9 protein-coding genes and 1 pseudogene are annotated in these 12,165 nt (G+C 73.3%); 4 read left to right on the forward strand and 6 right to left on the reverse strand.

Annotated features, from left to right (window positions below; translation table 11 throughout):
• Position 1 precedes the first annotated feature (1 nt).
• From iolD to iolC, 4 genes are read right to left on the reverse strand one after another with little or no spacing between them, the layout of a single operon-like run.
• Complete coding sequence (gene iolD, locus ACFV6E_RS12845; protein WP_385461116.1) at positions 2-1,933, reverse strand: 3D-(3,5/4)-trihydroxycyclohexane-1,2-dione acylhydrolase (decyclizing); 1,932 nt, start codon at positions 1,931-1,933, stop codon at positions 2-4.
• Positions 1,930-2,754, reverse strand: coding sequence for a 5-deoxy-glucuronate isomerase (gene iolB, locus ACFV6E_RS12850; RefSeq protein WP_385160650.1), 825 nt, complete (start codon positions 2,752-2,754; stop codon positions 1,930-1,932). Before iolB ends, iolD begins: the two co-directional genes overlap by 4 nt.
• 10 nt (positions 2,755-2,764) lie before the next feature.
• Positions 2,765-3,676 carry a deoxyribose-phosphate aldolase gene (locus tag ACFV6E_RS12855; RefSeq protein WP_385461119.1) on the reverse strand — a complete coding sequence of 304 codons (912 nt, stop codon included), beginning with the start codon at positions 3,674-3,676 and terminating at the stop codon, positions 2,765-2,767.
• Positions 3,673-4,623, reverse strand: a complete 951-nt coding sequence (gene iolC / locus ACFV6E_RS12860) for a 5-dehydro-2-deoxygluconokinase (RefSeq protein ID WP_385461301.1) — start codon at positions 4,621-4,623, stop codon at positions 3,673-3,675. Before iolC ends, ACFV6E_RS12855 begins: the two co-directional genes overlap by 4 nt.
• Before the next feature lie 176 nt (positions 4,624-4,799).
• Between iolC and ACFV6E_RS12865 the strand changes: the two genes are divergently transcribed.
• From ACFV6E_RS12865 to ACFV6E_RS12875, 3 genes and pseudogenes are all read left to right on the forward strand, one after another.
• On the forward strand, positions 4,800-5,801 hold the full coding sequence (locus tag ACFV6E_RS12865; RefSeq protein WP_385461122.1) for a sugar phosphate isomerase/epimerase family protein: 1,002 nt from the start codon (positions 4,800-4,802) through the stop codon (positions 5,799-5,801).
• Positions 5,802-5,912: 111 nt separating this feature from the next.
• Positions 5,913-6,788: pseudogene (locus tag ACFV6E_RS12870) on the forward strand (helix-turn-helix domain-containing protein); the annotation flags it as partial.
• 685 nt (positions 6,789-7,473) lie between these two features.
• The gene (locus tag ACFV6E_RS12875) at positions 7,474-7,674 is read left to right on the forward strand and encodes a helix-turn-helix transcriptional regulator (protein WP_385461125.1); all 201 of its coding nucleotides are present in this window, start codon (positions 7,474-7,476) and stop codon (positions 7,672-7,674) included.
• A gap of 187 nt (positions 7,675-7,861) precedes the next feature.
• Here the strand turns inward: ACFV6E_RS12875 and ACFV6E_RS12880 are convergent, their stop codons facing one another.
• Both ACFV6E_RS12880 and ACFV6E_RS12885 read right to left on the reverse strand, forming a co-directional pair.
• The gene (locus ACFV6E_RS12880) at positions 7,862-8,905 is read right to left on the reverse strand and encodes a zinc-dependent alcohol dehydrogenase family protein (protein ID WP_385461128.1); all 1,044 of its coding nucleotides are present in this window, start codon (positions 8,903-8,905) and stop codon (positions 7,862-7,864) included.
• A 69-nt stretch (positions 8,906-8,974) separates the two neighbouring features.
• Positions 8,975-11,248 carry an MMPL family transporter gene (locus ACFV6E_RS12885; RefSeq protein ID WP_385461131.1) on the reverse strand — a complete coding sequence of 758 codons (2,274 nt, stop codon included), beginning with the start codon at positions 11,246-11,248 and terminating at the stop codon, positions 8,975-8,977.
• A gap of 158 nt (positions 11,249-11,406) precedes the next feature.
• On the opposite strand from ACFV6E_RS12885, the gene ACFV6E_RS12890 reads away from it, so the two are divergent.
• Positions 11,407-12,156, forward strand: a complete 750-nt coding sequence (locus ACFV6E_RS12890) for a TetR family transcriptional regulator (RefSeq protein WP_385160662.1) — start codon at positions 11,407-11,409, stop codon at positions 12,154-12,156.
• Positions 12,157-12,165: the final 9 nt, after the last annotated feature.

A 12,165-nucleotide genomic window follows, 5' to 3' on the forward strand; every position in this document is an offset into this window, starting at 1 on the left:
CTCACAGATGGCGGCGCCGGGTGGAGACGTGCCGGTCGTACTCTTCGCGCGCCTTGACCGCCGACGGCCGCGTCGCGGTCTCGGCCACGGGTACATCCCACCAGGCCTGCGCGGGAGGCGCGCCCGACACTGTGTCTGCCGTTTCGGTCTCCACGTAGACACATGTGGGAGTGTCCGCGCCGCGAGCCTCCGCGAGCGCCGCCCGCAGCTCGCGCACGGTCCGCGCGCGCAGGACGCGCAGCCCGAGGGAGGCCGCGTTGGCGGCGAGGTCCACGGGCAGCGGCTCCCCCGTGTACGTACCGTCGGCCGCCCGGTGGCGGTAGGCGGTCGCGAAGCGCTCGCCGCCCACCGACTCCGAGAGGCCGCCGATGGAGGCGTACCCGTGGTTCTGGAGGATCACGATCTTGACGGGCACGTTCTCCTGGACGGCCGTGACGAGCTCCGTGGGGTTCATCAGGTAGGTGCCGTCGCCGACCAGCGCCCAGACCGGCCGGTCGGGGGCCGCCATGCCCACGCCGATCGCGGCCGGGATCTCGTAGCCCATGCAGGAGTAGCCGTACTCGACGTGGTACTGGTCGCGCGAGCGCGCCCGCCACAGCTTGTGCAGATCGCCGGGGAGCGACCCGGCGGCGTTGATGAGGATGTCGTCCTCGTCCACCAGCGCGTCGAGCAGGCCGAGGACCTGCGGCTGGGTGGGCCTTATGTCCGGGTCCTCCGTCTCGTACGCGGCGTCGACCCGGTACTCCCAGCGCTCCTTGTCGTCCGTGTACTCGGTGACGTACGCCGGTTCCGCGCGGTGGCCGTGCAGGGTCAGGGCCTCGGTGAGCGCCTCCAGGCCCGCGCGGGCGTCGGCGATCAGCGTCCGCCCGGCCAGCTTGTGCCCGTCGTAGGGGGCGATGTTCAGGTTGAGGAAGCGGACGCCGGAGGCGGCGAAGAGGGTGTTCGAGGCGGTGGTGAAGTCGGTCCAGCGGGTGCCGACGCCGATCACCAGGTCGGCGGTGCGGGCGAGTTCGTCGGCGGTCGCGGTGCCGGTGTGGCCGATGCCGCCGACGTCCTGCGGGTGGTCGAAGCGCAGCGCGCCCTTGCCCGCCTGGGTGGACGCGACCGGAATGCCGGTGGCCCCGGCGAGTTCGGCGAGCGCGGTCTCGGCCCGGCTGTGGTGGACCCCGCCGCCGGCCACGATCAGCGGGCGGCGCGCCTCGCGCACGGCCCGTACGGCGTCGGTGAGTTCCGTCGCATCGGGCGCGGGCCGCCGTACCGCCCAGACCCGCTCACCGAAGAACTCCTCCGGCCAGTCGTACGCCTCCGCCTGCACGTCCTGCGGCAGCGCGAGGGTGACCGCGCCGGTGTCCACGGGGTCGGTGAGCACCCGCATCGCCTGGAGGGCGGCCGGGATCAGCACCTCGGGGCGGGTGATCCGGTCGAAGTACTTCGACACCGGGCGCAGACAGTCGTTGACGGACACGTCGCCCGCGTACGGGACTTCGAGCTGCTGGAGCACCGGGTCGGCGGGGCGGGCGGCGAAGACGTCGCCGGGCAGCAGCAGGACCGGGAGGTGGTTGACCGTCGCCAGGGCGGCGCCGGTGACGAGGTTGGTGGCGCCGGGTCCGATGGAGGTGGTGACGGCGTGGGTGGAGAGCCGGTCGCGCTGGCGCGCGTAGCCGACCGCCGCGTGCACCATCGCCTGCTCGTTGCGCCCCTGGTGGTACGGCATCGCGTCCGCGTACTCCACGAGCGCCTGGCCGATCCCGGCGACGTTGCCGTGCCCGAAGATGCCCCAGGTGGCGCCGATCAGCCGCTGCCGCTCGCCGTCCCGCTCGGTGAACTGGACGGCGAGGAACCGCACCAGCGCCTGCGCGACGGTCAGTCTGACGGTCCCCCGCGCCGCCTCCGCCGTCGTCCGGTCGGTCCGCTGCGACACCGGCTCTGTCATCGATAGCCCTCCGCGCTCGCTACGTGTTCCGGGTGGAAGCGGATGCGCCACTCCCGCTCAGGACCCGGCCCCGCCATCACGTTCAGGTAGTACATGTCGTGCCCCGGCGCCGCGACGGACGGCCCGTGCCAGCCGTCGGGTACGAGGACGGCGTCACCGCTCCTGACCTCGGCCAGCACGTCAGCACCCCCGTCCCGTGAGGGGAATACGCGCTGATAGCCGAAACCGTTCGGCCCCTCGATCTCGAAGTAGTAGATCTCCTCCAGCTCGCTCTCCTCGCCCGGCCGGTGCTCGTCGTGCTTGTGCGGCGGGTACGAGGACCAGTTGCCGCCCGGGGTGACGACCTCGACGGCGATGAGCCGGTCGCAGTCGAAGGCGTCGGCCGAGGCGAAGTTGCGCACCCGGCGGGCGCAGGTGCCGCTGCCGCGCTCTTCGACGGGAACCTCCGGCGCGGGGCCGTAGCGGGCGGGGAGTCGGCGCTCGCACTTCGCTCCTGCCAGGGCGAAGCGGCCTCCCGCACCGGAGGCGATCTGGGCCCGGGCGTCGCGGGGCACGTACGCGAAGTCGCTGACTCCGGCGAACACGCTCTCCCGGCCCAGGATCTGGAACTTCTCGTCCCCCGTGCGCACCGTACAGCCGCCGCTCAGGGGAATCAGGATCCACTCGCTGTCACCCGCGTCGAAGCTGTGCGTGCCGCCGGGGGCCAGCTCCAGGATCCGCAGGGCGCTGTGGCGCCAGCCGGCCCGGCCGGGACCGATGTCGAGGGCGTAGCCGGTGCTCGCGGCGGCGCCCCGGGGGACGTAGAGGTCTTCGTCGGTCATGCGGCGTTCCTCACAGGAGTCCTACGGCGGTGTCCACCGCCGCCCTCACGTCACCGTCGGCCGGGTAGAGCAGCGAACGGCCGACGACCAGGCCCTGCACGGTGGGCAGTTGGAGGGCACCCCGCCACTTCTCGTACGCGCCCTCCTGGTCGTCGCCGACTTCGCCGCCGAGCAGCACGGCGGGCAGGGTGGAGGTCTCCATCACCCGCGCCATGTCGTCGGGGTTCTCGGTGACGGGGACCTTCAGCCAGGTGTACGCCGAACTGCCGCCGAGGCCGCTCGCGATGGCGATGGACTTGGTCACGGCCTCGGCGCTGAGATCGTTGCGCAGGGTGCCGTCCGCCCGGCGGCGGCACAGGAACGGTTCGACGAACACCGGAAGTCGGCGTTCCGCCATCTCGTCCACGGCGCGTGCGGCGGCCTCCAGGGTGCGCAGCGAGCCCGGGTCGTCGTAGTCGATGCGCAGCAGCAGTTTGCCCGCGTCGAAGCCGAGCCGGTCGAGGTCCCGGGGGCGGAACCCGGTGAAGCGGTCGTCCAGTTCGAAGGAGGCGCCGGCCAGACCGCCGCGGTTCATCGAGCCGAGGACGACCTTGTGGTCGAGGGCGCCGAGCAGCAGCAGGTCGTCGAGGACGTCGGCGCTGGCGAGGACGCCGTCGACGCCGGGTCTCGACAGCGCGAGGCACAGGCGCTCCAGCAGACCGGCGCGGTTGGCCATGGCCAGCGCGCGGTCGCCGACGGCCAGCGAGCCGCGCGCCGGGTGGTCCGCGGCGACGATCATCAGCCGACCGTTGCCCGCGACGAGCGGACGCCGGGGGCGGCGGGCGGCGGCTTCGGCGATCGCTTCGGGAGTGCGGGTACGGGTGCGGACCAGGGCGGACACGTCGATGGCGGCGGGAGGGGGAGCGGGAGCGGGGGCGCTCACCGGACCGCTCCCGCCGTGAGCGCGGCCTCGATCTCGTCCGGGTCCGGCATCGCGGAGGAGCACTCCAGGCGGGAGGCGACGATGGCGCCCGCCGCGTTGGCGTACCGCATGACGCGCTCCACGTCCCAGGAGCCCAGCAGGCCGTGGACGAGGGCGCCGCCGAACGCGTCGCCCGCGCCGAGGCCGTTGAGGACCGTGACCGGGAGCGGCGGGACCTCGGCGGACATGCCGTCGCGGTGGACGGCGAGCACGCCCTTGGGCCCCTGCTTGACGACGGCGAGTTCGACGCCCGCCGCCAGCAACGCGCGGGCGGCGGCGTGCGGTTCGCGCTCGCCGGTGGCGATCTCGGCCTCGTCCACGTTGCCGACCGCGACCGTGGTGTGGCGCAGGGCCTCGGCGTAGAACGGGCGGGCCGCTTCGGGGTCCGTCCAGAACATCGGCCGCCAGTCGAGGTCGAAGACCGTCGTCCCGGCCTTCGCGCGGTGCGCCAGCGCCGCGAGCGTCGCCGTACGGCTGGGCTCCTCGCTCAGGCCCGTGCCGGTGACCCAGAAGACGCGGGCCGCCCGTACGGCGTCCAGGTCCAGTTCGTGCGCGTCGATCTCCAGGTCCGGGGCCTTGGGCTGCCGGTAGAAGTAGAGCGGGAAGTCGTCCGGCGGGAAGATCTCGCAGAAGGTGACCGGGGTCGGCAGTCCGGCGACCGGCGTGACCCAGCGGTCGTCCACCCCGAAGCCGCGCAGCGCCTCGCGGACGTAATCGCCGAAGGCGTCCGCACCCGTACGAGTGATCACCGCCGTCCGTCTGCCGAGCCGGGCGGCGGCCACCGCCACGTTGGTCGCCGACCCGCCGAGGAACTTCCCGAACGACGACACCCGCGCCAGCGGCACACCCGTCTGCAACGGGTAGAGGTCCACGCCGATCCGCCCCATGGTGATCAGGTCGTACGCCATCGGGCCCGCACCGCCGTCCAACGCCATCGAGCCCGCACCGCCGTCGTACGCCATCGGGTCCCCTTCGCTTCGGCTGTCCCCAGGTCTAGCCCTGCCCGGTCAGCCCTGTCAACGTTTTGTCCGGACATTCGGACCAGCCCTTGACACCCTTTCGGGGCCGCCGGAAGCTGACGCCCATGACGTCGTTGTCACCGCAGTCACCGTCACCGTCGCCGCAGCCGTCGTCGCCGCAGTCACCGTCACCGTCGCCGCAGCCCTCGTCGCCGCAGTCATCGTCGAATTCCCCGCTCACCCGTATCCGTGTCGGTTCGGCGCCCGACTCCTGGGGCGTCTGGTTCCCCGACGATCCCCGGCAAGTCCCCTGGCAGCGCTTCCTCGACGAGGTCTCCGGGTCCGGCTACGAGTGGATCGAGCTGGGCCCCTACGGCTATCTGCCCACCGATCCGGCCGTCCTCAAGGACGAGACCGCGCGGCGCGGGCTCACGGTGTCGGCCGGGACGGTGTTCACCGGGCTGCACCGCGGCCCCGGCGTGTGGGACGCCACCTGGGCGCACGTCTGCGACATCGCGGCCCTCACCCGTGCGATGGGCGCGGAATACCTCGTCGTGATCCCCGCGTTCTGGCGCGACGACAAGACCGGCACCGTGCTCGAGGACAGCACGCTGACGCCGGCGCAGTGGCGCGATCTGACCACGCAGACCGAGCGCCTCGCCCACGAGGTCCGCGAGCGCTACGGCCTGCGGATCGTCGTCCACCCGCACGCCGACACCCACATCGACAGCGAGGAGAACGTCACCCGCTTCCTCGACGCGACCGACTCCTCGCTGGTGTCGCTGTGCCTGGACACCGGGCACTACGCGTACTGCGGCGGCGACAGCGTCGAGCTGATCGAGACGTACGGCGAGCGCATCGGATACCTGCACCTCAAGCAGGTCGACCCGGAGATCCTCGCCGGGGTCAGGGCGGACGGGGTGCCGTTCGGGCCTGCCGTGGCACGCGGCGTCATGTGCGAACCCCCGGCCGGCGTACCGGCCCTCGAGCCCGTACTCGCCGCCGCCCAGAAGCTCGACGTGGACCTCTTCGCCATCGTCGAGCAGGACATGTACCCGTGCCCGCCGGACCAGCCGCTGCCCATCGCCCGGCGGACCCGCGCGTTCCTGCGCTCCTGCGGGGCGTAGCCGGCCCTCCAGGACTCTTCCGGTGCTCCCGGAAGCTCTTCCGGGGGCTCCGCCGGGCGTAGCACGATGGGTGTCCGGGTGCGCGCGAGGCGGCGGGAGGGGCGGATGACGATGAGGAACGTCCGGCGGGAGGGGCGGGCGGCGACGGGCATCGTCCGGCGGGCGGGGCACGGCCCCGGTGGCTCCTGGGAGACCGTGTCCGGCCCGCCGCACCCGCGGCTGCGGCCCGGGGTGCTCAGCTACCGCGGGATAAGGCTCGCCTTCGACCGGCCGCGTGTCCGCCTGGAGGCGCCGATCGGCGCGGCGACGCTGCTGCTCGGCTTCGGGGAACCGGTCCGCATCTCGGCCGAGGGGCGCGCCCCGGCCACCCTGGTGTCCGTCTGCTCCGGGCTGTCCACCACCCCGGTCGTCGGCGAACACGACGGCCGGCTCGCCGGCATCGAGATCCTCCTCGCCCCCTGGGCGGTCTTCACCCTCTTCGGCACCCCGCAGTACGAGCTGGCCAACCGGACCGTGGATCCGGACGACCTGCCCCGCCCGCCGGGCGCCCGCGCCGCCTCCGCCCGCTGGCACGGCGCCGGTGAACTCTGCGCCGCGCTCGCCGCGTTACCCGGCTGGACCGAACGGTTCGCGCTGCTCGACGACGCGCTCACCCGCTGGACCGAGTCGGGCCCGCCGAGTTCCGCACGGCTGGTACGGGCCTGGTCGCGCCTGGAGCGCACCGGGGGCGCCCTGCCGGTTCCCCGCCTGGCCGAGGAAGTCGGCTGGAGCGTACGGCAGTTGGAGAACCGATTCCGGGAACAGATCGGACTCGGCCCCAAGGCCGCGGCCCGCGTCCTGCGCCTCCAGCGCGCCAGACGGCTGCTCGCGGCGGGCCGCTCCCAGGCCGAGACGGCGGCGGCCTGCGGCTACTACGACCAGGCCCATCTGAGCGGCGAGTTCCGCGCGATGACGGGGTGCACACCCCGCGAGTTCACTGCGGCACGGGCTGCGGCGACCGGGACGGGAGTGGGGGCGGGTGCTGCGGGGACGGGCGCGGGTGCGGGAGCCAGGTCGATGGGGGCGGGGGTCACGGCGGTGCCGGCGGGTGCGGTGGGGGACGGTGCGGCGCGTGGGGCGGTTTCCGGCCGCCCGGGCGGCTCGGGCACCGGCTCGGACGCACTCGCACCGGCGCGTCCGGGGCCCGCGGACATCGGGCATCTCTCCGCGCTGCCGGACGCGGACCGGCTGGCGGGCGAGGCCACGAGTCTGCTGCTCCCGCCCGGCCGGAGTGCGGATTTTTCCAAGACCGCGAGGCGTGCCGGACGGCAACCTGAAGCCTCCGGCCGGTGATCGGGGGAATCGGGGGAACCGACGCGTTCCGGCCGGACCAGGGGGGAGCGGGGAGCTGGTGGGTCGGGCCCGGCGCAGCGGGTCCGACCCACCTTGCGCTTTCCGCCCCGGCCTGACGGACGATGCGTCGATGCGTCACTCCTGTAACAAAAGACCTCTTCTCGTCACACTTGTCGCGTGTACGCGGGTCTTGGGTCACACCCGGGCCACAGCCCTCGCCTCCCGTTTCCGCGGCGTCGTTCACCGGGCACTGGCTTCGTGATCGCCAGCGCAGCGCCCGGTCCCCCCGACGGCCACACCCCGGCCGCCACCGCGGCGCGCGCAGGGAGGTAGAACGCAGATGACCGACCGGAAGCTCTGGGGCTACAAAGAGATCGCCGCGCACATCAGGGTCCAGCCGGACACCGTGAGGTCGTACCGCAAGCACGGACTGCTGCCGTCACCGGATCACGTAGAGGGCGGAAAACCCTATTGGTACGCGGACACCGTACGGACCTGGGTCGCCTCACGGCCCAGCAACCGCGGCCGCAGAGACCGCTGACAGACCACTGAGAAATCACTGACCGAACCTGACCGCCGGGCCGGAGCCGTCCGGTCCGGCGGTCCGGTCAGCAGCCCGGCCGGCGGCCCGGTCGGCGGTTCGGTCGGCGGTCCGGTCAGCGGTCCGGTCAGCAGCCCGGCCGGCGGTCCGGCCGGCGGTCCGGTCGGCGGTCCGGTCAGCGGTCCGGTCAGTGCCAGGGCTCGATGACCGTCACGCCCGGGCCGGGCGCCGTCGCCATCGACGCGAGCGCGGCCGGCGCGGCGTCCAGCGGTATCGCGGAGGTGACCAGGAGGTCGGGACGGAGCACCCCCGTCCGTACCAGCTCCAGCATGGCCGGGTACGCGTGCGCCGCCATACCGTGGCTGCCGAGCACTTCGAGCTCCAGGCCGATCACCCGGGACATCGGGACCGGGGTCGTCCCGGTCTCCGACGGCAGCAGGCCGACCTGGACATGACGCCCGCGCCTGCGCAGCCCGTTCACCGAGGCCGCGCAGGTGGCGGGCGAGCCCAGGGCGTCCAGGGAGAGATGGGCGCCACCGCCGGTGAGGTCGCGCACCGCCTCCGCCGGGTCCGCGACGCCGGCAGCGTCCACGCACTCGGCCGCCCCGAACCTCCGCGCCAGCTCCAGCGCCCCGGACGAGACGTCGACCGCGACGACCCGGGCGCCGGAGGCCGCCGCGATCATCACCGCCGACAGCCCGACGCCCCCGCAGCCGTGCACGGCGACCCACTCCCCCGGCGCCACCCTCCCCTGCGCGACCACCGCACGGAACGCCGTCGCGAACCGGCACCCCAGCGACGCCGCCGTCCCGGAGGACAAGCCGTCCGGCACCGCGACCAGGTTCACGTCCGCGTGCTCCAGCGCCACGTACTGGGCGAAGGAGCCCCAGTGCGTGAAACCCGGCTGCGTCTGGCGCTCGCACACCTGCTGGTCCCCGGCCGCGCAGGCGGCGCAGCTTCCGCAGGCGCAGACGAAAGGCACGGTGACCCGGTCGCCGGGGCGCCAGCGGGTCACCCGGGCGCCCGCCGACTCGACGACCCCGGCGAGTTCGTGCCCCGGGACATGCGGCAGCGTGATGTCCGGGTCGTGCCCCATCCAGCCGTGCCAGTCGCTGCGGCACAGCCCGGTGGCCTCGACGCGCACCACCACCCCGTGCTCCGCGGGCTCCGGGTCCGCCACCTCGCGCACCTCGGCCGGCTCGCCGTACCGCTCGAACACCACTGCCCTCATCCGCCCCGCCCTTCGTTTCCCACTTCCCGCTGCGCGCGCCTCGCCCGGAGGCCCCTTGCAGGAGGGACGCTAACCGCGCGCCTCCACCTTGTCCCGCCCGAGGTCCGAGTCGGGGTCGGGGTCGGGGTCGGGATGACCGTCCGGGTCGTCCGGGTCCAGGTCCGGTCGGCCGTCCGTCGTGGTGGCCGGGCGGGCCGTGTCCTCCTCGCTGAGTCCGAACCGTTCGTGGAAGCGCCGCAGCGGAGCGGGCGCCCACCACGTGGCCCGGCCCGTGAGCCGCATGACGGCGGGCACCAGGAGACTGCGCACGACCATGGCGTCCATCAGCACCGCCAGCGCGATGCCCAGGCCGAGCATCTTGGTGTTGGTCACCCGCGAGGTGCCGATGGCGACCATCACCACCGCGAGGATGACCGCGGCCGCCGTGATCAGACCGCCGGTGCGCTGGAGCCCGAAGCGGACCGCTTCCTGGTGCCGGCCCGTCCGGTCGTACTCCTCCTTGATGCGGGAGAGCAGGAACACGCCGTAGTCCATGGACAGTCCGAAGGCGACGCAGAACATCAGGACCGGAAGGGTCGTCTCGATGGACCCCGGGCTGGTGAAGCCGAGCAGGCCGGACAGATGGCCGTCCTGGAAGACCCACACCACCGCGCCGAACATCGCCGTCAGACTCAGGGCGTTGAGCAGCACCGCCTGCACCGGTATCAGCACGCTGCCGGTCAGCAGGAAGACCAGGAACAGGGTGACGACCGCGATGAAGCCCGCCGCCCAGGGCAGCCGGTCGGCTATCGCCTGCTTGGAGTCGACGAGGACCGCCGCCGTGCCGGTCACCTTGGTGTCGAACGGGGCGTCCACGGCCCGCAGATCGTCCACCAGCCGCTGGGCCGGCTCGTCCACCGCCTCGCCCTCGGGCAGCACCGTGAAGTACGCCGAGTCGCCGTTCACCAGCGGTCCCTCCACCCGCGTCACCTCAGGCAGCGCGGCTATCCGCTCCTTGTACGCGGCGTACTGCGCGGCGCTCGCCCGGCCCTCGGCGAGCACCTCGAGACCGCCGCCCGGACTGCCGGGGAACCCGTCCCTGATGTGCTGCTGCACGACGTGGGACTCGGCGCTCGACGGCAGCTGGCGGTCGTCGGCCGTGCCGAACTTCACGCCCAGGAAGGGCAGTCCGAGCACGACGAGCCCGACGGCGGTGGCCACCGCGAAGACGGGCGCCCGGCGCATGACGAGCGCGGCCAGCCGCCCCCAGCCCGCGCCCTCCCTCGACGGCTCGGCGGCACCCCGGCGGAACAGCCGCCGCAGGTCCAGGGCGTTGACCCGGTGGCCGAGGAGCACCAGCGCCGCCGGGAGCAGGATCAGGGCGGCCGCCGCCGCGAGCAGGACCACGGCGATGCCGGCGTAGGCGAAGGAGCGCAGGAAGTACTGCGGGAAGAGCAGCATCGCCGCCAGTGACACCGCGACCGTGAGCGCGGAGAAGAGCACGGTGCGCCCGGCGGTCCGCAGGGTCGCGCCGACCGCCGCCAGGGGCTCGGCGCCGGTGGCCAGCTCCTCGCGGTACCTGCGGACGATGAACAGGGCGTAGTCGATGGCCAGGCCCAGGCCGAGGGCGGTGGTGAGGTTCATGGCGAAGACGGAGACGTCCGTCAGCTCCGTGAGCCCGCGCAGCACCGCGTTCGTGCCCAGGATGGCGACGATGCCGACGCCGAGCGGCAGCAGGGCCGCGACCGCGCTGCCGAAAACCATCACCAGCAGCACGAGGGTCACGGGCAGGGCGATCAGCTCGGCACGGGTCAGGTCCTCCTGGATGATGCTCTGCATCTCGTGCCGCACGGCGACGGGTCCGCCAATCTCGACCTCGACCGGGCCGTGCGTGCCGCGGAAGGAGGGGGCGAGGCGGTCGAGCGTCTCGCCCACGGCGGTCTCGTCCCCCGTGAGCCGGGCGGCTATCAGCGCCTGGTGGCCGTCGCGCGCCTTCAGCGTGGCCGCGCCCGACTGCCAGTACGAACCCACGCCCGTGACGCCGCGCTCGTCGGCGAGGCGCGCCGCCAGCCGCTTCGCCTCGGCGGCGACGGACGGATCGTCGACCGAGGCGCCGCCCGAGTCGACGAGGAGGAGCAGGTTGGGCTGCGAGGCGGGGAACTCCCGCTCCAGCGCCTTGGTCGCATACGTGGACTGGGCGTCCGGATCCTCCCAGCCGCCGCTGCCCATCCGGTCGGCGACCCCGCTGCCGGCGACCACCGCGAGGGCGGTGAGCAACAGGGCGACGAGCAGCGACAACCTGGGGCGTGCGGTCACGAAGCGGGTCCAGCCGCCCTGCGGCGGTGTCCCGTTGACATCGGTCATCGTGCGGTGTCCCCTTCACCTGGACCCATGGCCGGACAAGCGGCATGGGTCGCCCATTGCCATAGACTGAAAAACACGAGAGGTCGCTCGCGTTCTCCAAAGAATGCGAGCGGGCGCTCGTGTTTGTCAATCAAGTCCCGGGAAGTTGGGGATAACTCGTGCCCGATCAAGAAGCACCCGGCCAGGGAGCGCCCCGCCACGAGGCGGCCGACCAGCAGACGCCCGGCCAGGAGACGGCCGACCGGGAGACGGCCGACCGGGAAGCGCCCGCCCAGCAGGACAGGCCGCGCCGCCGGCAGGCCCGCGGCGAGCGCCGCATCGCCCAGTTGCTGGAGGCGGCCGCCACCGTCTTCTGCGCCTCGGGCTACACCGCGGCCGGCACCAACGCCATCGCCCGCGAGGCCGGCGTCTCACCGGGCACGCTGTACCAGTTCTTCCCGAACAAGGAGGCCATCGCGATCGAGCTGAGCGGCCGCCTCATCCACGAGATGCGGGAGACCTACAGCGAGGCCTTCGCGCCCGTCGACGTCACGGCCCCGCTGGAGGAGACCGTCGGCGGCATAGTCGACCGCTTCATCTCCTTCAACTGCCAGCACCCGGTGTTCTTCGCGCTGATGCACGGCCCGGACATCCCCGGCCGGATGACCGAGGAGCACGACGCCCTGCACACGGCCCTCCAGACCCGGGTCGAGGAGCTGATCTCCTCGTTCCTGCCCGCCGCGCCCCGGGCGGAGGTCACGCGCACCGCGCAGATGTCGTTCGGCCTGTACAAGGCCGGCCTGGAGCTGGTCCTCGCGCACGAGGGCGAGGAGCGGGACGCCTACGTCCAAGAACTCAAGGCCGCCCTGGTCCGCTACCTGGCGCCCATGCTCGGCGAGACCTCCCCGGGACGGACCACGACAGCCTGACGACGCCCA

The sequence above is a fragment of the Streptomyces sp. NPDC059785 genome (assembly GCF_042732375.1).
Taxonomy (GTDB): Bacteria; Actinomycetota; Actinomycetes; order Streptomycetales; family Streptomycetaceae; genus Streptomyces.